Below are 18,872 nucleotides of genomic sequence, written 5' to 3'. Positions count from 1 at the left end.
CCCCGGCCGCCGCTTCGGCGGCGGTCGCGGCGGCGGTCACGGCCTACCAGCCGCCGGCGGTGGAGGTGGCGACGGCACCGGCCGGGGCGGAACGGATCCGCCTCACCCCGGCCTCGGCGCCGGCGGTGTGGGCGGTGATGCCCGGTACGGTGAGGTTCTGAGCGTGTCGTTTACCAAGTGCATGAGTAAAGGTGGTGTGATCGCCGCCGTCGTCGTCGGCCTGGCCGGCGCGGCGGCGGGGCCCGGTGCGGCCCAGGGCGCGGGGGGCGGCGAGCTGTCGGCCCGCGGCCTGCTGGTGCCGACGCGCGAGGCGGTGCTGTCGGCGGAACTGGCCGGCACCATCGCCAGCATGCCGGTGCGGGCCGGCAGCCGCTTCGACAAGGGGGCGGTGCTGGTGGAGTTCGATTGCCGCCTGTATCAGGCCCGGCTGGCGGAGGCCCGCGGCCGGCTGGCGGCGGCGCAGGCGCGGCTGGGGTCGAACGAGCAGCTGCGACGGCTCAATTCCATCGGCGACCTCGACGTTGCCATCACCCGTGCCGAGGTGCAGGAGGTGAAGGCGATGGTGGATGGCGCCGCGGTGATGGTCGACCGCTGCAAGGTGGTGGCGCCGTTCCCCGGCCGGGTGGTGCAGCAGCACGCCAAGCAGCATGAAAGCGTGGAAGCCGGCAAGCCGCTGATCGAGGTGCTGGACGACACCACCCTGGAGGTGGAGGTGATCGTGCCGTCGCCGTGGCTGAGCTGGCTGAAGGCCGGCCATCGCCTCACCGTGGCGGTGGACGAAAGCGGCACCAGCCACGCCGCCAAGGTCACCCGCCTGGGCGCGCGGGTGGACCCGGTCAGCCAGTCGGTCACCGTTCACGCCGTGCTGGCGGAGCCGGCGCCGCAGCTGGTGGCGGGCATGAGCGGCACGGCCCGGTTCGATCCGCCCCAGTAAGGCGGCCGGGACAGTCCGTTCATCATGTTTTAAGGGTGCCTGCCGCTTGCTGGTGCCGGCAATCGACCCCGCCACGGGAGGGGGGCGCAAGGCCCCGTCCAGCCGATGACTGAACAGACCAGCGTCTATGCCGTGCTGCTCCAGCTGGAGCAGGAGGCCCGCCGCGCCGAAACCGAGGATGCGCTGCGCTTCGTGCTCGTCAACCAGACGCGGCGGCTGGTGACCTTCCGGCAGGCCGTGCTGGTGCGGCTGCGCGGGCCGGGGCGGTTTGTGGTGGAGGCGGTGTCCAACGTGCCGGTGCTCGACCGCGAGGCGCCGTTCGTGCGCTGGCTGGGGCAGGTGCTGCTGACGCTGCGGCCCGATCTGCCGCCGCCGTCGCCGCCGCCGCCCGGCATGCCGGCGGTGCGGCGGCTGGATGGGGCGGCGCTGCCGTCCGATCTGGCGGCGGAATGGGCCGAGTGGTGGCCGCCGGAGGTGATCTGGGTGCCGCTGCCGGCGCCGCAGGGTCAGGCGCCGCTGGGCGGCCTGCTGCTGGCCCGCGAGGTGCCGTTCTCCCCGGCCGAACTGGTGCTGGCGGATCGTCTGGCCGATGCCTACGGCCATGCCTGGGATGCCCTGCGGCGGCGCCCCGGCCGGCGCTTCGGCGGCCGGCAGGCGTCGTCGGCGGGCGATGGGGCGCGGCGCCGGCGCTGGCTCGGCTGGACGGCGGCGGCGGTGGTGCTGGGCGCCCTGGCGTGGCCGGTGCAGCAATCCACCCTGGCCCCGGCCGAGGTGGTGCCGCGCGAGCCGCGGGTGATCGCCGCGCCGCTCGACGGCGTCATCGAAGAGGTGCTGGTCGAGCCCAACCAGCCCGTCACCGCCGGCCAGCCGCTGTTCCGCTTCGAGGAAGCGCCGGTGCGCGCCAAGCGCGACGTGGCGGCGCGCCAGCTGGCGGTGGCCGAGGCCGACCTGCGGCTGGCGCAGCAGGCGGCCTTCCGCGACGTCACCCGTAAGGGCGAGGTGGCACTGAAGGAGGCCTCCGTCGCCCTGCGCCAGACCGAACTGGCCTATGCCGAGGAACTGCTGGCCCGCGCGGTGGTGGCGGCGCCGGCCGATGGCGTGGCGGTGTTCGCCAACCGCGACGACTGGACCGGCCGCCCGGTGGCGGTGGGCGAGCGGGTGATGGTGCTGGCCGATCCGGAGCGCACGGAACTGCGGGCGTGGCTCGCCGTGTCCGACGCCATCAGCCTGGAGGCGGGCACCGAGGTGCGGCTGTTCCTGGCCGTCGATCCGCTCAACCCGGTGCCGGCGGTGCTGCGGCGCGCCAGCTACAGCGCCGAGCTGACGCCGGAGGGGGTGCTGGCCTACCGTATCGAGGCCGGGTTCCTGGACGACGCCGCGCCGCGCCTCGGCCTGCAGGGGACCGCCAAGCTCTATGGCGAGCACGCGCCGCTGGCCTTCACCCTGTTCCGCCGCCCCATCGCCACCCTGCGCCAGATGCTGGGGCTGTGACGACCATGGCCGCCGCCTCTCCCGCCTCTCCCGCCGCTCCTTCCGTCGCCGGGCCGACCGTGAGCGGCCTGGGCGGAATGGGGGCGCCGGACCCGATGACCCTGCCGCTGCCGCCGCTGCGCGACGACCTGCGGCTGCTGCCGGGGCCGCGGGCGCGCGACGGTTCGCCGACCTATACGATCCACGATCCGGTGCGCAACCGCTACCACCGCCTCAGCTGGCCGGCATTCGAGATGCTCGGTCGCTGGCAGGCCGGCACCGGCGCCGCCCTGTGCGAGGCGGTCGCCGCCGAAACCACCCTGACCCCAGGGCGGGCGGAGGTGATGCAACTGGTGCAGTTCCTGCGCGCCAACGCCCTGGTCGACATGCAGTCGGCGGCCGACCGCGAGATGTGGACCCGCCAGGCCGCCGCCATGCGGTCGGGCTGGAGCCGCTGGCTGCTGCACAACTACCTGTTCTTCCGCATCCCGCTGGTGCGGCCGGATGGTTTCCTGCGCCGCGCCTGGCCGCTGGTGCAGGCGCTTTACACTCCGGCGGTGGCCTGGCTGATGGTGGTGCTGGCGGCGGCCGGCATCTATCTGGTGGCCCGCCAGTGGGACAGCTTCGTCCACACCTTCACCCAGTTCAGCAGCCTGGAGGGGCTGGCGTGGATGGGCGTGGCGCTGGTGGTCAGCAAGATCCTGCACGAGCTGGGGCACGCCTTCACCGCCCACCGCTACGGCTGCCGGGTGCCGACCATGGGGGTGGCCTTCATGGTGCTGTGGCCGGTGCTCTACACCGACACCTCCGACGGCTGGCGCCTCACCGACCGCCGCCAGCGCCTCGCCATCGGCGCCGCCGGGGTGACGGTGGAACTGTGCGTGGCGGTGCTGGCCACCTTCGTGTGGGCCTTCAGCGACGACGGGCCGCTGCGCTCGGCCGCCTTCTTCCTGGCGACGGCGGGGTGGACGGCGTCGCTGGCCATCAACCTCAACCCGTTCATGCGCTTTGACGGCTATTACCTGCTGGCCGACTGGCTGGACGAGCCCAACCTGCAGCCGCGCGCCTTCGCGCTGGGCCGCTGGGCGCTGCGGGAGATCCTGTTCGGCCTCGGCGACCCGCCGCCGGAGGCGCTGCCGCGCGGCCGCCGCCGGCTGCTGGTGGCCTACGCCTGGGCCACCTGGGTCTACCGGCTGGTGCTGTTCCTCGGCATCGCGCTGCTGGTCTATCACTTCTTCATCAAGGTCGTCGGCATCCTGCTGTTCGTGGTGGAGATCGTCTGGTTCATCCTCAAGCCGGTGACGTCGGAGGTGCGCGTGTGGTGGAGCCGTCGCAAGGATCTGCGCCCGACCGTCAACGTGGCCGTCACCCTCGGTCTGCTGGCGCTGCTGGTGGCGGCGGTGGCGGTGCCGTGGCGCACCACCGTGGCCCTGCCGGCGGTGCTGGAGGCGGTGCGCAGCCACGAACTGCACGCGCCCGAGCCGGCGCGGGTGGCCCAGGTGCTGGTGGAGCCCGGCATGGTGGTGCGGGCCGGCGATCCGCTGGTGGTGCTGGAGGCGCCGGACCTGGCCTTCCAGCTGACCCTGGCGCGGCTGCGGCTGGCGGTGACCCAGCTGACCCTCGACCGTTCCACCGCCGATGACACCCTGCGGGCCGAGGCGCCGCTGCTGGCCGCCGACCTGCAACGGCTGCTGGCGGAGGAGGCGGCCCTGGTGGCGCGCGACGGCCGCCTGACCCTGACGGCGGCGGTGGCAGGGCGGGTCACCGACGTCATGCCGGGCCTGCGGGCGGGGGTGTGGGTGGAGCCGAAGGCGGTGCTGCTGCGGGTGGTCGGCCGCGATGCTGCCCGCATCGTCGCCTATGCCGGCCAGGACGACCTGCCGCGCCTGACGGCCGGCGCCGCCGCCCGCTTCCATCCCGACGACGCCCTGGCGCCGGCCGTGTCCGGCCGGGTGACGGCGATCGACGGCATCAACCGGCCGGTGCTCGACCATGCCCTGCTGGCGGCCGACCAGGGCGGCGCCATCGCCACCCGCCAGGACGCCGAGGGCCGCCTGAAGCCGGAACGGTCGCTCTACCGCCTGACGGTGGAGCCGGACGACACCCAGGCGCCGGCGCAGCTACGGCGCGGCACCTTGCGGGTCGAAGGGCAGGCGGAAAGCCTGCTGGTGCGGCTGTGGCGCACCGTCGCCGGCGTGCTGATCCGCGAAAGCACCTTCTGACGCCGCTCACACTGCCATGTCGGCGGCGATCTCCGCCCCCAGGGCCTGCAGCGCGGCCTCGGCAGCGGGGATCAGCGCCGTCATGTGCAGGAAGCCGTGGATGAGGCCGCCGTGCTCGATCAGCCGGGCGCCGATGCCCTCCGCCCGCAGGCGCGCCACCCAGCGGCGGCCGTCGTCGGCCAGCGGGTCGTGGCCGGCGATCACCACCGTCGCCGGCGGCAGGCCGCGCAGGCTTTCGGCCAGCAAGGGCGACAGCTCCGGGTCCAGCACGCTGACGCCATGGCCGGTGGCGTAGTGGTCGAGGAACCACAGCACGTCCGCCTCTTCCAGAAAGCGACCTTGGCCGTGCTCGGCATGGCTGGCACCGGCCAGGGTGGCGTCGAGGCAGGGATAGACCAGCACCTGATGCACGGGCTGCGGCGCCCGCCGCCCCGCCAGCCGCAGGCACAGGGCCGCCGCTAGGTTGCCGCCGGCACTGTCGCCGCCGAGCGCCACCGGCCCGAACCGCTCCATGGCCCAGGCCAGCGCCGCCTCGGCATCGTCCAGGGCGGCCGGGAAGGGGGCTTCCGGCGCCAGACGGTAGTCCACCGCCAGCACCGGCCCGCCGTAGCCGTGGGCAATGGTGCGGCAGGGGCCGTCGTGGGTGTCGAGCCCGCCCATCACCCAGCCGCCGCCGTGCAGCCACAGCAGCAGCGGCCGCGCCGCCACCGCCTGCTCCGCCGGCGGGGTGTAGAGGCGGGCGGCCAGCGGTCCCGCCGCCCCGGCGACGGTCAGGTCGGCGGCGGTCACTGTCGCCGGGCCCGGCTGCCCGGCGCGGCGCTGCAGGCGTGCGAAGCCCTCCCGCGCTTCGGCCACCGGCAGCTGCCAGGTCGGCGGCCGGCGGCCGCTGGCCAGGCGGTCGAGGAAGGCGCGGGTGGCGGGGTCGAGGGGTGTCTGGCTCATGGCTCCTGGTGACGGCGGCGGGGTATCGGGGCGGTTGGCGGTCAGGGTCGGCCGGCGGGCGGCGGCGGTCAAGGTGCTGCAGGTGCGAAACGTGCGCGGTCGCGGCAAAGGCGGAAACTTTGGTCCTGTCGGGCCGTTCGGAATGGGCCTGGGATTGCGCCTCCCCGGCCGCTTCTGTAGGGTCGCGCTCCGGTTGCCGCGCTGTGAGGGAGGACATGGGAGCCCGGCACCCGGCGATGCTTACCGAGATCAATAGACAAACAACGAGGTAGGAACATGCGTGCCATCACCCGGGCCGCTCTTGCGGCGTCCGTCGCCTCTCTCGGCCTCACCGCCGCCATGCCGGCGCTGGCCGACGTCAAGGTCGGCGTGGCCCTCGGCCTGACCGGCCAGATCGCCGCCATCGGCGAGCAGTCGCGCCGCGGCGTCGAAGCCGCCATCAAGGCCTTCAACGACAAGGGCGGCCTGAACGGCGAGCAGATCACCCTGCAGGTGGAGGACGATGCCTGCGATCCCAAGCAGGGCGTGGCGGTCGCCAACAAGCTGGTGTCCTCCGGCGTGGTGGCGGTGCTCGGCCACATGTGCACCGGCCCGACCATCGCCGCGTCGTCGGTCTATGCCGAGGAAGGCATCCCGATGATCTCCGCCTCCGCCACCGGGCCGGAGCTGACCGAGCGCGGCCTCGACACCGTGTTCCGCGCCACCGGCCGTGACGACCAGCAGGGCTCGGTCGCCGGCGCCATGATCGCCGAGCGCTTCGGCGACAAGAAGGTGGCCGTCGTCCACGACAAGCAGGCCTATGGCCGCGGCCTGGCCGAAGAAGCCAAGAAGGCCATGATCGCCGCCGGCAAGCAGCCGACCATGGAAGGCTCCATCACCCCCGGCGAGCAGGATTTCTCCGCCCTGGTGTCGCGCCTGAAGCAGGACGGCATCGAGGTGGTGTACTTCGGCGGCTACTACAACGACCTCGGCCAGATCGTCCGTCAGGCCCGCCAGCAGGGCCTGAACGCCACCTTCGTCGGCGGCGACGGCCTGTCGTCGTCGGAGTTCTGGGCCATCACCGGCGATGCCGGCGAAGGCACCCTGTTCACCTTCACCCCCGATGCCTCGCAGAACCCGACGGCGCAGGAAGCGGTGGAGGCCTTCAAGGCCGACGGCAAGGGCGACCCGGACAACTTCGCCTACTACTTCTATGCCGCCGCCCAGGTGCTGACCCAGGCCATGACCGCCGCCGGCTCCTCCGACCCGGAAGCGGTGCTGGGCGCCCTGCGCAACGGCAGCTTCGAGACCGTGGTCGGCACCATGGACTTCGACGACAAGGGCGACCTGAAGGCGCCGCAGTTCGTGTTCTACGGCTGGCAGGGCGGCAGCGCCAAGCCGGCCGGCTTCTGATCCCGCCGTCGCAGGCGTGAGCAGGCCGCAGGCCCCGTCGGAGGATGCTCCGGCGGGGCCTGTGCCGTTCAGGCCGGCGGCGGCAGCGGTGCGCCTTCGGCATCGAAGCGGATCAGCCGCACCTCGCCGTCGGGCCCGGTGATTTCCGCCTCCGCCAGGGTGGCGCCGTCGCCGTGGTAGCTGTAGCGGTGGGTCAGCTCGACGCTGCCGTAGACCAGCTTTTCGCACAGCACCAGCCGCTCCAGCCCGTCATAGGTGGCGCGGAAGCAGGTGTTGCGGTTGCCGAGCTGGTCGGGCGCCAGCGGCGTCACCAGCTTCAGCGGCAGGCGCACGCCGCTGTAGGTGACGAAATACCGCTGCGTCGGGGCGGGGCCGGGGGTGGGGTCCTGGCTCACGGCCGGTCCTCCTCCGTGCCGCCGGTCAGGCCGGCACCGGCAGTTCGCGGAAGCTGATCTCGTAGCGGTCCTTGGGCGCGCTGAAGCCCTTGAAGCGGGCGATGACGTCGTCCACCGAAAGACCGTCGGGCACGTCGACCACTTCATAGATGATGGACGAGCCGGTGGTGGGGCCGGGATCGGCCAGCTTGTGGGCCTTGGCCACCAGACCTTCGCCCGCCACCTTGATCATGAAAGTCGCCATGATGCAGCACTCCCTCTTCGCCAATGCGCGATGGATGTCAGCGACGGCCCGCGGGGGGAGTGCTTACACGGCCGCCTGAGGGTGATCAGTACCCCGATTCGCCGCCGCGCGGAAGAGGCGGATGCGCGCATGCCGACGCTTGAAGGCGCGTCGGCGGCGTCCATCTGAGGCGCGATGTCCGTTCCATCCTGACCTAGGAGTTGTACACGATGGATGCCAACGACCGCGCCCTCATCGACGGGGTCTTCGACAAGGTGGCCGAGGCCGAGCGCCAGGCCGGCCCGCGCGATGCCGATGCCGAGGCGCTGATCGCGGCCCACCTGAAGAAGCAGCCGCACGCCCCCTATTACATGGCGCAGGGCATCGTGATGCTGGAGGAAAGCCTGAAGGTCGCCCAGAACCGCATCGAGCAGCTGGAGCACGCCCTGCGCCAGCCGGCCGGCGGCGGTCTGCTCGGCGGCCTGTTCGGCGGCGGGGCGCGCGGCGTGCCGGCGCCGGTGCCGGCGACGCGGCAGTCGCCCATCCTCGCCCACGCCGCCCAGTCGCGGCCTGGCAGCGGCGGCTTCATGGCCGGCGCCGGCCAGACCATGATGGCGGTGGCCGGCGGCCTCGTGCTCGGCAACCTGCTGTCGGCGGCGCTGATGCCCGACATGGCCCAGGCCGCCGAAGCGCCGGCGGAGGAAGAGGCCGACTACGGCGCCGGCGACGACATGGACATGGGCGACATGGAGTGGTGAGCCGCTGACGGCTCCGCTTCAGCCGGGCGGCGGTTCGCTGCCGCCCGGTCCCAGCTGTTTCTGCATGTAGACCGTATCCAGCCAGCGGCCGAACTTCCAGCCGGTGTCCTTCGCCGTGCCGATGCGGGTGAAGCCGAGCTTTTCATGCAGGCGGATGGAGCCGGCATTGGCTCCGTCGCCCACCACCCCCATCATCTGCCGGTAGCCGAGCGCCTCGCAGCGCTCCAGCACTTCGCGCAGCAGCGCCTCGCCAAGGCCGCGGCCGGTGTGGTCGGGGTGGATGTAGACGCTGTCCTCCACCACGAAGCGCCAGCCGATGCGGCCATGGAACAGGCCGGCATAGGCATAGCCGAGCACGGCGCCGCTGCCGGCATCCTCCGCCACCAGCCACGGCAGGCCCTGGGCGACGATCTTCTGCCAGCGCGCCTGCATCTCGGCGAGGTCGGGCGGGTCGTACTCATAGCTGCCGGTGCCGTGCCGCACATGGTGGGCATAGATCGCCTGCACGGCATCCATGTCGGCCGCGACGGCATCGCGCACCCGCACGGCGGCGTCGGGGGAGGGCGGGGAGGAAGCGGCCACGGCGGAAGGCTCCTGTCCAGCTGGCAACGGGCGTGATCGTGCTGCCACGGTGCCGCAGGCGCCGGCCGCAGGCAAGGGCCACTCGGCGGCGGGCGGGGACGGGGCAAGTGGTTGGTGCAAAAACGGAAAGGCGGGTGAAAAAAGTTCTTGCACGGCCGCCGCCAACCCGCTAAAACCCGCCCCACACAAGGCACAGGCCCCTACGTCCCCATCGTCTAGAGGCCTAGGACACCGCCCTTTCACGGCGGCGACCGGGGTTCGAATCCCCGTGGGGACGCCAAGTTTCAGAAAACCCCGCCGTCGGCAGACGGCGGGGTTTTCGCATCCGGCGGTCTCTCATGCCTCGTCATCCCGCCACCAGCCGCTCCAGCGGAAAGCCCGCGAACAGCTTCATCCGCTGCAGCACCACATGGAAGCGCAGCTTGGCCAGCGCCATGTCGCGGCCGGTCAAGTAGTCTTCCAGTTCGCGGAAATGGGTCATGTCGCGGCAGATGATGTCCATGGTGTAGTCGTAGGGGCCGGCGATCTTGTAGCAGGAGATGATCTCGGCAATGCCCCGCACCCGCTCCTCGAAGCGCTTGAAGTCGGCGGTGAAGTGGCTTTCCAGGGTCACCTCCGCCATCAGGTAGACGTGCGGCAGACAGGCGTCGAGGTCGATTTCCGTCACGTACTGGCCGATGTAGCCATGGGCTTCCAGCCGCTTCACCCGCTCCAGGCAGGGCGACGGCGACAGCGCCACCTTCTCGGCCAGGGCGAGGTTGGAGATGCGGCCGTCGGTCTGCAGGCAGTGCAGGATCTTCAGGTGCAGGGCGTCCAGCCGCAGCGGTGCCGCCTCGGCCGGCGGGGGCGGCGGCGGGGGTGGCGGCAGGTCGAGCCCGCTCAGGGTGCCGAGGGGATAGCCGGAATAGCCCTTGATGCGCCCCAGCACCACATGGCCGCTGAAGCGGGTGATGCCGGGCACCGTCTCGATCAGCTGCTCCGACAGGTCGTGGTAGCGCCTGACGTCGCGGCAGACGAAGCACACCATCACGTCGAACGGCCCGCTGATGCGGTAGGCGGCCACCACCTCGGGGCAGCCGTCGAGCACGTCGAGGAAGGCCTTGAAGTCCTCCGGCCGCTGTCCGTCCAGGGTGACCTCGGCGAACACCCGCACGTTGGGCGTCACCCGGTCGAGGTCTATGTCGGTGCGGTAACGGCGGATGGCGCCGCATTTCTCCAGCTTGCGCCAGCGTTCCAGGCAGGCGCTCTGCGACAGGCCGAGCCGGTCGGACAGCTCGCCGCTGGTCAGCCGCGCCTGAGTCTGCAGGGCGTTGAGCATCCGCAGGTTGGTTTCGTCCAGCTTCACCTTGCGCGCCATGCGCTGCCCGATCCTTCCTGCCCCGGTCTCAGGCGGTGAGCAGCTTCCCCGTGCGATGGGCCAGGATGGTGCTGCCCGCCACCTTGCAGATGACGTCGCCCGGCCGCACCAGGCGCTGCGCCAGGCGGCCGTAGACGATGCCGGCGGTGCCGGCGGTGAAGGGCACGCGCCGTCCGGCGGCATCGTCGGCCAGCGGGTTCACCACATGGCCGAGCACCGCGCCCCGGTCCACCCGCGCCCCGACGGCGTGAGCATACACGAGAACCCCGGCGGCGGGAGCCTTCACCATGTCCACCGCTTCCAGCGGGCTGGCGTCGCAGCGGGCGGCGGGCAAGGGGCCGGGGTCGCCGGCCACCGCCCCGCGGCGGATCAGCACCGCCAGCAGGTTGGCGGCATCGGCGGCGGCGAGGCTGTCGTCCACGTCGGACTGGCCGCGCAGTTCCACGGTGAGGCTGTGGCAGCCCTGCGGCACCGGGAAGCGGTCGCCCCAGCGCGCGGCGACGGCCATCCACGGCCACGACAGCGCCTCGTCGAAGGGCACGTCGCCGGACTGGCCGGCGGTCAGCACCGCCTCCGCCCCCAGCTGACGGGCGATGTCGGCCACGTCGGGCCAGCTGGCGGTGGCGGTGTAGAGGTGCATCACCGCCTCCCAGTCACAATGCAGGTCGAGCACCAGGTCGGCGTCGTGGGCGAGGCCGAACAGCAGCCGCTTCAGATGCTCCGCCTGTCCCACGGGGGCGGGAGCGGCGGCGTCATAGGCGGCCCGCAGCGCCGCCCGCACGGCGGCCACGTTGGCGGCCGGATCGTCGCCGAGGCGCCCGTCCACCGCCTGCACCACCGCATCCGCCAGGTCGCAATGCAGGCGGTTGAAGTTCACCCCCGCCGCCAGGTCGAAGCGGCCGAGCAGATGGCCGTTCAGCACCTGGTCGAGGCCGATGGGGTTGGCGACCGGCACCACCACGATCTCGCCGGCGATGCGCCCGGCGGCCTCGGCGGCGTCGAGCAGGCGGAGCAGGTGGTCGATGACCAGGATGCCGGGCAGCTCGTCGGCGTGCAGGGCGGCCTGGATGTGGACCTTGGGCCGCGCCCCGCGCCGGCCGTAGCGGTGGACGGTGAGGGCGCGATCGGTGCCGGGGCTGGCGCTGACCAGCGGCAGCCGGGCGGTATCCGGCATGGGTGTGTCCTTCCTTGCGGGGGCGGGAGGAGGAGTTTCAGGCGGCGGTGCGGCCATCGGCGACGGCGCGCGGGGCGGGGCCCGGCGCTTCCGCCGCGGCGGTGGCGACGGCCACCGTCTTCGGCGGCCGGAAGGCGCGGTTGAGCTGCCACTCGACGCCGCGCAGGATGCGCGTCACCACGAACACCAGCACCAGATAGATGGCGCCGGCGGCGATGAAGAAGTCATAGGGCTCGTAGTACATGGAGTAGTAGACCTTGGCCTGCCCCGTCAGGTCGAGCACGGTGATGACCGAGGCGAGCGACGTCGCCTTCAGGCTGAACACCACCTCGTTGCTGTAGGCGGGCAGGATGATCCGCCACATGCGCGGCAGGATGACGTGGCGGTAGGCCTGCAGGCCGCTCATGCCGTAGGCGCGCGCCGCTTCCACCTCGCCATGGGGCACGGCGTTGATGCCGCCGCGCATCAGCTCGGCGATGTAGGCGGTGTTGTTGAGCGTGAAGGCGATCATGGCGCACCAGTAGGCATGCCGCAGGATGTTGTCCCACAGGAAGCCGTCGCGCAGGGTCTCGAACTGGCCGAGGCCGTAGTAGATGAGGAACAGCTGCACCAGCAGCGGCGTGCCCCGGAACACGAAGATGAAGGCCGCCGGCAGCGCCCGCACCCACCACAGCCGCGAGACGCGGGCGATGGCGAGGGGGATGGACAGGGCGGTGGCGAGCGCCAGCGGGATCAGCAGCAGCTGCAGCGTGACCCAGGTGCCCTTCAGCAGGTCGGGGGCGGCTTCGGCGATCAGGTCCCAGCGCATGGATCAGGCCCTCCGGTAGGCGCGGTTGGCGCGCTTTTCCATGAGCGCGATGCCCGTGGTCGCGACGGTGGTGATCATCAGGTACAGCGCCCCGGCCATGAGCAGGAAGGTGAACGGCTCCTTGGTGGCGCCGGCGCCGATCTGGGCGTTGCGCATGATGTCGGCCAGCCCGACGACGGAAATCAGCGCCGTGTCCTTGATGAGGATCTGCAAGAGGTTGCCGAGGCTCGGCAGGGCGATGCGCCACACCTGCGGCAGGGTGACGTGGCGGAAGATCTGCCAGCGGGTGAAGCCGCAGGCCTCCGCCGCCTCGATCTGGCCGCGCGGGACGGACTGGATGGCGGCGCGGAACACTTCCGTCGCAAAGCCGCCCTGCACCAGCCCAAGCGCGATGACGCCGGCCACGAAGGGGTTGATGTCGACCCGCACGTCGGGCAGGCCGATGCCCTCCAGCAGCCACATCACCACCCGGCTGCCGCCGAAGAAGACGAGGAAGATGATCAGGAGTTCGGGGATGCCCCGGATGAAGGTCGTGTATCCGTCCGCCACCCAGCGCAAGGGTGCGAAGGGGGACAGCTTGGCGGCGGCTCCCAGAAGCCCGAGCAGGAGCCCCACCGGGATAACGGTCAACACCAGGGCCAGCGTCCAGCCGGCTCCCTGTACGATCATCCAGCCGTAGGCCCATGTCGGTTCCATAGCGGCTCCTCGTCTCGTTCGGCGGCACCCGGTGCCGCAGGCGGCGGATGGCGGGAAGAAGCGGACGGCCGGGGCACTGGCGCCCCGGCCGCGGCGGACATCATTCGTAGATGTTCACGCCGAACCACTTCTGCGACAGCTGCTGCGGGATGCCCTCGGCCATCACCTTGTCGATGCCGGCTTCGAAGCGGGCCTTCAGCTCGTCGTCGCCCTTGCGCAGGCCGACGCCGACGCCCTGGCCGAACAGCGGGTCGCGCAGCATGGGGCCGACGAAGGTGTAATCCTGCCCTTCCGGCTTCTTGAACCATTCCGAGCCGATGACGCTGTCGACCACCATGGCATCCAGGCGGCCGTTCACCAGGTCCATGGTGACTTCCTCCTGCGTCGGGTAGCGGCGGATTTCGACGCTGTCCTCGTACTTGGCCTTCAGGTAGTCGGCATTGGTGGTGCCGGACTGCACGCCGATGACCTTGCCCTTCAGGCCACCCTCGCTGGCGACGTCGAGGGTGCTGCCCTTCCTGGCGACGAAGGCGTTGGGCACCTGGAAGTATTTCTTGGTGAAGTCGATGCTCTTCTGGCGCTTTTCGGTAATGGACATCGACGACATGATGGCGTCGATCTTCTTTTCCTGCAGCTGGGCGATCAGGGCGTCGAAGGGCACGTTGACCCAGGTGCACTTCAGCTCCGCCGCGGCGCAGATGGCGTTGCCCAGCTCGATCTCGAAGCCGACGATCTCGCCCTGCGGGTTGACGTATTCGAAGGGGGCGTAGGCGGCTTCGGTGCCGACGGTCACTTCCGTCATGGCCGCCTGGGCGGGGGCGACGGCAAGCAGGGCGGCGGCCGCGACGGCGCCGGCAAGGATGGTCTTCATGTGAAGGAACTCCCTGTATGTGTTCCGGTTGGAAGGCTGGTTGCTGCGTTTCCTGGCTTCTTGTTTTTTATCAGAAGCTGCGGCTGACGAACTGGCGCAGGCGCTCGCTTCTGGGGTTGGCGAAGACCGTTTCCGGTTCGCCGAATTCCTCGACCTCGCCGGCGTGCAGGAACATCACCTGCGACGATACCTCGCGGGCAAAGGCCATCTCGTGGGTGACCACCAGCATGGTGCGGCCTTCCTCGGCCAGACCTGCCATCACCTTCAGCACCTCGCCCACCAGTTCGGGGTCGAGGGCGCTGGTCGGTTCGTCGAACAGCAGCACCTCGGGCTCCATGGCGAGCGCGCGGGCGATGGCGGCGCGTTGCTGCTGGCCGCCGGAGATCTGGCCGGGGTAGTGGTCGCGGCGCTCGAACATGCCGACCTTGGCGAGCAGCGCCTCCGCCGCCTCCACCGCCTCGGCGCGGCTCTTGCCGAGCACCTTCTGCGGCGGCAGGGCGACGTTGTCGAGGATGGTCAGGTGGCTCCACAGGTTGAAGCTCTGGAACATCATGGACAGGCGCGCCCGGATGCGGCGCAGCTGGCCCTTGTCGGCCGGCTCCTGGTGGCCGTTCTTCAGCCGCTTCATGCGGATCAGCTCGCCGTGGACCTGCACGCGGCCGTCGTCGGGCATCTCCAGCAGGTTGATGCAGCGCAGGAAGGTGCTTTTGCCCGAGCCGGACGAGCCGATGATGGAGATGACGTCGCCGGTGTGGGCGGTGAGGTCGATGCCCTTCAGCACCTCGTAGGCGCCGAAGCTCTTGCGCAGGCCCTCGATGACCAGCGGCGCCGGCGTGTTCGCGTCGAGCGGCATGGGAAGATCCTTCGTCCGGGTCAGGCGCGGCGGGCGAGCGGGGCGGCGGTGGTGCCGGTGCCGGTCACCTCGTCCAGGGCGGCGGTCAGCGCTCCGACCAGCCGGTCGACCTCGGCCCGCGTCACCACCAGCGGCGGCGACATGGCGAGGCTGTCGACGGTGGGCAGCGGCCGCACCAGCACGCCGCGCGCCTTGGTGGCGGCGGAAACCTTGCCGGCGGTCTTCAGGGTGCCGTCGAACAGGCGGCGGTCGGTCTTGTCCGCCACCAGCTGCACGGCGGCGAGCAGGCCGCGACCGCGGATCTCGCCGACGTGCGGATGGTCGCCCAGCGCCTCGTTCAGGCAGCGGTGCAGGTAGGCGCCGGTGTCGGCGGCCTGCTCCACCAGCCCTTCGCGCTCGATGATCGCCAGGTTGGCGAGGGCGGCGGCGCAGCCGACCGGGTGGCCGGCGTAGGTGAAGCCGTGGGCGAAGGCGCCCATGGTGGCGGAGCCGTCGCGCAGCGTCTCCCAGATCTCGTGCGAGATGAAGCCGGCCGACAGCGGGAAATAGCCGCTCGTCAGGCCCTTGGCGGTGGCGATCATGTCGGGGCGGATGGGGTAGCTGTCGAGGCCGAACCAGGTGCCGAGCCGGCCGTAGCCGCACACCACCTCGTCGGCGACCAGGAACACGCCGTGCGCCTTCAGCACCGGCTGGACGGCCTCGAAGTAGCCCTTGGGCGGCGCGATGACGCCGCCGGCGCCCATGATCGGCTCGGCGAACATGGCGGCGACCGTCTCCGGCCCTTCGCGACGGATGGTCTCGTCCAGTTCGGCGGCGAGGCGGGCGGAGAACTGCTCCTCGCTCTCGCCGGGCCTGGCGTTGCGGAAGTAGTCCGGCGCCGTCAGGTGGATCACCTCCGCCAGCGGCAGGCCGAAGCCCTTGTGGAAGCTCGCGAGGCCGGTCAGCGAGGCGGTGGCGACGGTGGTGCCGTGGTAGGCCTGGCGGCGCGACAGGATCTTCCGCTTCTCCGGCGTGCCGCGGAGATAATTCACGTACCAGATGATCTTCATGAGGGTGTCGTTGCAGTCCGACCCCGAGGAGCCGAAGAACACCCGCCCCATGGTGTCGGGCACGAGGCCCATGAGCTTCTCCGCCAGCTGGATCTGCTGCGGGTTGGACATGCCGGTGAAGGTGTGGAAGTAGCCAAGGTCGCCGGCCGCCTTGGCCATGGCGTCGCCGATTTCCTGGCGGCCGTAGCCGGCGTTGACGCACCACAGGCCGCCGACGGCGTCCAGAAGCTCGGTGCCGTCGACGTCGACCACCGTCGAGCCACGGCCCGAGGCGATGATGCCGGCCGGCCCGTTGGCCGCCACGTCGGCCGCCACGCTGGCGGGATGCAGGATGCTGTCGGCGTCCGCGCGGCGCAGGGCCGCGGCGTCGTAGGTGTTCGCCATTGTGCCTCTCCTGTCGTGGCCGGGTCTCGTTCGGGCGGACCGGCCTTTGACGTTTCAGTTACGCTAGCATCGGCGGCGGGAGGAAAATGCCCGAATGCTCCCGCCCGTGCGGAATCTTTCCCGGCTTTTACTGCGCCGCGACGGCGGTGCCGCCCTGCGGCTCGCGCTGGAAGTCGTAGACGGCGCCGAGACCGAGGAGGCCGGTGAGGTCGTCGAGCGCGGCGCGGCATTCCTCCAGCAGCGCCGGGTCGCGCAGGTCTTCGGCCGTCAGGCGGTCGCGGTAATGGCGGTCGGCCCAGCCCTCCAGCCGGTCGGCCAGCGCCGGGGTCATGAGGCTGCCCTGGTTGGCGGCGGCCAGTTCAGCCTCCGTCAGCACCACGCGCAGGCGCAGGCAGGCCGGGCCGCCGCCGTTGCGCATGGATTGGCGCAGGTCCATGAACACCGTCTCGCGGATGGGGCCGTCGGCGCCGACCAGGCTTTCGAGCCAGCTGCGCACGCTGTCGGTTTCCTGCGCCTCCATGGGCAGCAGCAGCATCATGCCGTCGCCGTCGGGACGGGTGAGCAGCTGGCTGTTGAACAGATAGCTTTTCACCATGTCGCCGATGGGCACGGCGGCGGCCGGCACCTCGACAGACGTGAAGCCGGCCGGGCCGAGGGCTGCGCGCAGCTCCGCCAGCACCTTGGGGGTGTCGACGAAGGCGTCCTCGTAGTGGAACAGCACGGTGCCGTTGCCGACGGCGATGACGTCGTTGTGGAACACGCCGGCGTCGATCATGGCCGGGTTCTGCTGCGCGAAGACGGTGCGCCCGGCCTCCAGCCCGTGCAGCCGGGCGATGGCCTGCGAGGCTTCCAGCGTCTGGCGGGCGGGGAACTTTGCCGGCCTGGGGGCGGCCTTGTCGAAGGCGCGGCGGCCGTAGACGAACAGCTCCACCCCCGGCGCGCCGTAGCTGTCGCAGAAGCGGGTGTGGTTGGCCGCACCCTCGTCGCCGAAATGCTCGATCCCCGGCAGCGCCGGGCGGTGGGCGAAGCGGGCGGGGTCGGGGAAGGTGGCCCGCAGCACCCGGCCGGTCACCTCGTGCTCAATGGCGCGGTGGGCCATGGCGGCGAGGTTGGCGGGGGTGAAGTGGACGCGGCCGTCGGCGGTGTCGGCGCTCGGCGACACGGTGGCGGCATTGGCCGTCCACATGGCGGAGGCGGAGCATACCGACAGCACCAGCGACGGATCGGCGGCCCAGGCTTTCTCCAGTACCTGCCGGTCGGTGCCGGTGAAGCCGAGGCGGCGCAGGGTCGGCACATGCGGCCGTTCGTGCGGCGGCAGCACGCCCTGGCGGAAGCCCATGGCCATGAGCCGGCGCATCTTGGCGATGCCCTGCTTCACCGCCTCGCGCGGGTTGGAGGCGGCGCGGGCGTTGCTGCCGGAGGCGATGTTGCCCCACGACAGGCCGGCGTAATTGTGGGTCGGGCCGGGCAGGCCGTCGAAGTTCACCTCGAAGGCGGCGGCGGTGGTCATGGGCGGACTCCCTGCGGCAGGGGAATGTCGGACAGGCCGTCGGCCTCCAGCGAGGCGACGGGATAGGCGCAGTAGTCGGCGGCATGGGCGGCCGAAGGACGGTGATTGCCGCTGTCGCCGACGCCGCCGAAGGGCAGGGCGGAGGACGCGCCGGTGAGCGGCCGGTTCCAGTTGACCACCCCGGCACGGGCGCGGCGCAGGAAGGTCTCCCACAGCCCCGCGTCGTCGGCCACCAGCCCGGCGGCGAGGCCGTAGCGGGTGGCGTTGGCTTCGGTCACGGCGGCGTCGAAGTCGGGCACGCGGATCACCTGCAGCAGCGGGCCGAACACCTCGTCATCGGGGCGGTCGGCGAGGCCGGTGACGTCGATCAGCCCCGGCGTCAGCCACGGCCGGTCGGCGACCGGGCGGACGGCGCCGCGGATCACCCGGCCGCCGGCGCGGGCCAGCGCGGCCTCGGCCGCCAGCACCTGATCGGCGGCGGTGTTGGAGATGAGCGGGCCCATGAAGGCGGGCTCGGCGTCGGGGCCGATCTGCAGGCGGTCGACCAGGGCGGCCACCGCCTCCACCAGCGCCGCGCCGGCGTCGGTGGGGGCCACGATCAGGCGGCGGGCGCAGGTGCAGCGCTGGCCGGCGGAGACGAAGGCCGACTGCACGATCAGCCGCGCCGCGCCCTCGACATCCGCCGGGTTCCAGGCGATCAGCGGGTTGTTGCCGCCCAGTTCCAGCGCCAGCATGACGCCCGGCCGGTCGGCCAGCTGGCGGGCCAGCAGCTTGCCGACGCGGGCCGATCCGGTGAAGAACAGGCCGTCGAGCTGGGGGTGACCGGCCAGCGCCTCGCCGGTCTCGCGGCCGCCCTGCACCAGGTTCAGCACGCCGTCGGGCAGTCCCGCCGCCTGCCACGCCTCCACCATCACCTCGGCAGTGAGCGGCGTCAGTTCGCTCGGCTTGAAGACGATGGTGTTGCCGGCCAGCAGGGCGGGCACGATGTGGCCGTTGGCGAGGTGGCCGGGGAAGTTGTAGGGGCCGAACACGGCGCAGACGCCGTGCGGGCGATAGCGCAGCACGGCGCGGTGGGCGCCGGCGTCGGTGGTGCGCTCGCGGCAGCGCTCGTCCTCGGCGGTGATGGAGATGGCGACCTTGCCGATCATGGAGGCCACTTCCGTCGCCGCCTCCCACGCCGGCTTGCCGGTGTCGGCCATGATGGCGGCAGCCAGGGCGTCCTTGCGGGCCTCCAGCGCGTCCTTGTAGGCGA

At 71.6% G+C, this 18,872-nt stretch carries 18 protein-coding genes and 1 tRNA gene; 6 read left to right on the top strand and 13 right to left on the bottom strand.

Translation table 11 applies throughout. The features are described 5' to 3' along the window. The first annotated feature begins 163 nt into the window (after positions 1–163). The 3 genes from ABD056_RS20650 to ABD056_RS20640 all read left to right on the top strand — a co-directional run bounded on the left by ABD056_RS20650 (position 164) and on the right by ABD056_RS20640 (position 4,626). Entirely contained in the window at positions 164–934 is a 771-nt protein-coding gene (locus tag ABD056_RS20650) for an efflux RND transporter periplasmic adaptor subunit (RefSeq protein WP_343869872.1), read from the top strand. 105 nt (positions 935–1,039) lie between these two features. Then, a complete protein-coding gene (locus ABD056_RS20645) occupies positions 1,040–2,425 on the top strand; it encodes an efflux RND transporter periplasmic adaptor subunit (RefSeq protein ID WP_343869870.1) in 1,386 nt (461 codons plus the stop codon). Positions 2,426–2,520: 95 nt separating this feature from the next. After that, positions 2,521–4,626: a site-2 protease family protein gene (locus tag ABD056_RS20640; RefSeq protein ID WP_343869869.1), complete on the top strand. Its 2,106-nt coding sequence runs from the start codon at positions 2,521–2,523 to the stop codon at positions 4,624–4,626. A 6-nt stretch (positions 4,627–4,632) separates the two neighbouring features. Here ABD056_RS20640 and ABD056_RS20635 read toward each other — a convergent pair whose 3' ends face one another. Next, complete coding sequence (locus ABD056_RS20635; protein ID WP_343869868.1) at positions 4,633–5,568, bottom strand: alpha/beta hydrolase; 936 nt, start codon at positions 5,566–5,568, stop codon at positions 4,633–4,635. Positions 5,569–5,844: 276 nt separating this feature from the next. Between ABD056_RS20635 and ABD056_RS20630 the strand changes: the two genes are divergently transcribed. Then, on the top strand, positions 5,845–6,960 hold the full coding sequence (locus tag ABD056_RS20630; protein ID WP_343869866.1) for a branched-chain amino acid ABC transporter substrate-binding protein: 1,116 nt from the start codon (positions 5,845–5,847) through the stop codon (positions 6,958–6,960). Between the two features lie 68 nt (positions 6,961–7,028). Here the strand turns inward: ABD056_RS20630 and ABD056_RS20625 are convergent, their stop codons facing one another. Together ABD056_RS20625 and ABD056_RS20620 are read right to left on the bottom strand one after the other, a co-directional pair. Next, positions 7,029–7,355: a DUF6156 family protein gene (locus tag ABD056_RS20625; protein ID WP_343869864.1), complete on the bottom strand. Its 327-nt coding sequence runs from the start codon at positions 7,353–7,355 to the stop codon at positions 7,029–7,031. A 25-nt stretch (positions 7,356–7,380) separates the two neighbouring features. After that, positions 7,381–7,599, bottom strand: coding sequence for a hypothetical protein (locus ABD056_RS20620; protein ID WP_343869862.1), 219 nt, complete (start codon positions 7,597–7,599; stop codon positions 7,381–7,383). A gap of 209 nt (positions 7,600–7,808) precedes the next feature. On the opposite strand from ABD056_RS20620, the gene ABD056_RS20615 reads away from it, so the two are divergent. Beyond that, entirely contained in the window at positions 7,809–8,336 is a 528-nt protein-coding gene (locus ABD056_RS20615; RefSeq protein WP_343869860.1) for a DUF2076 domain-containing protein, read from the top strand. An 18-nt stretch (positions 8,337–8,354) separates the two neighbouring features. Here the strand turns inward: ABD056_RS20615 and ABD056_RS20610 are convergent, their stop codons facing one another. Then, entirely contained in the window at positions 8,355–8,918 is a 564-nt protein-coding gene (locus ABD056_RS20610; RefSeq protein WP_343869858.1) for a GNAT family N-acetyltransferase, read from the bottom strand. 204 nt (positions 8,919–9,122) lie between these two features. On the opposite strand from ABD056_RS20610, the gene ABD056_RS20605 reads away from it, so the two are divergent. Beyond that, positions 9,123–9,198 (top strand) — tRNA-Glu (locus ABD056_RS20605). A 66-nt stretch (positions 9,199–9,264) separates the two neighbouring features. Here ABD056_RS20605 and ABD056_RS20600 read toward each other — a convergent pair. From ABD056_RS20600 to astD, 9 genes are all read right to left on the bottom strand, one after another. After that, positions 9,265–10,275, bottom strand: a complete 1,011-nt coding sequence (locus ABD056_RS20600) for an Lrp/AsnC family transcriptional regulator (protein ID WP_343869857.1) — start codon at positions 10,273–10,275, stop codon at positions 9,265–9,267. Positions 10,276–10,303: 28 nt separating this feature from the next. Next, entirely contained in the window at positions 10,304–11,449 is a 1,146-nt protein-coding gene (locus tag ABD056_RS20595; RefSeq protein ID WP_343869855.1) for a succinylglutamate desuccinylase/aspartoacylase family protein, read from the bottom strand. A 37-nt stretch (positions 11,450–11,486) separates the two neighbouring features. Further along, complete coding sequence (locus tag ABD056_RS20590; protein ID WP_343869853.1) at positions 11,487–12,257, bottom strand: ABC transporter permease; 771 nt, start codon at positions 12,255–12,257, stop codon at positions 11,487–11,489. A 3-nt stretch (positions 12,258–12,260) separates the two neighbouring features. Beyond that, positions 12,261–12,953: an ABC transporter permease gene (locus tag ABD056_RS20585; RefSeq protein WP_343869852.1), complete on the bottom strand. Its 693-nt coding sequence runs from the start codon at positions 12,951–12,953 to the stop codon at positions 12,261–12,263. Positions 12,954–13,053: 100 nt separating this feature from the next. Continuing rightward, on the bottom strand, positions 13,054–13,824 hold the full coding sequence (locus ABD056_RS20580; RefSeq protein ID WP_343869851.1) for a lysine/arginine/ornithine ABC transporter substrate-binding protein: 771 nt from the start codon (positions 13,822–13,824) through the stop codon (positions 13,054–13,056). A gap of 70 nt (positions 13,825–13,894) precedes the next feature. After that, entirely contained in the window at positions 13,895–14,677 is a 783-nt protein-coding gene (locus tag ABD056_RS20575) for an ATP-binding cassette domain-containing protein (RefSeq protein WP_343869849.1), read from the bottom strand. Positions 14,678–14,697: 20 nt separating this feature from the next. Beyond that, positions 14,698–16,110 (bottom strand): aminotransferase, encoded by a 1,413-nt coding sequence (locus tag ABD056_RS20570; RefSeq protein ID WP_343869848.1) that lies wholly within the window; start codon positions 16,108–16,110, stop codon positions 14,698–14,700. 127 nt (positions 16,111–16,237) lie between these two features. Beyond that, entirely contained in the window at positions 16,238–17,620 is a 1,383-nt protein-coding gene (gene astB, locus ABD056_RS20565; RefSeq protein WP_343869847.1) for an N-succinylarginine dihydrolase, read from the bottom strand. Continuing rightward, the coding region (gene astD, locus ABD056_RS20560) for a succinylglutamate-semialdehyde dehydrogenase (RefSeq protein WP_343869845.1) at positions 17,617–18,872 on the bottom strand (1,256 nt) is incomplete at its 5' end. The genes astB and astD, both read right to left, overlap by 4 nt.

Origin of the sequence: Caenispirillum bisanense (assembly GCF_039523075.1) — a bacterium.
GTDB classification, from domain to species: Bacteria; Pseudomonadota; Alphaproteobacteria; order Rhodospirillales; family Rhodospirillaceae; genus Caenispirillum; species Caenispirillum bisanense.
This window is presented reverse-complemented; position numbering and strand designations above follow the sequence as displayed.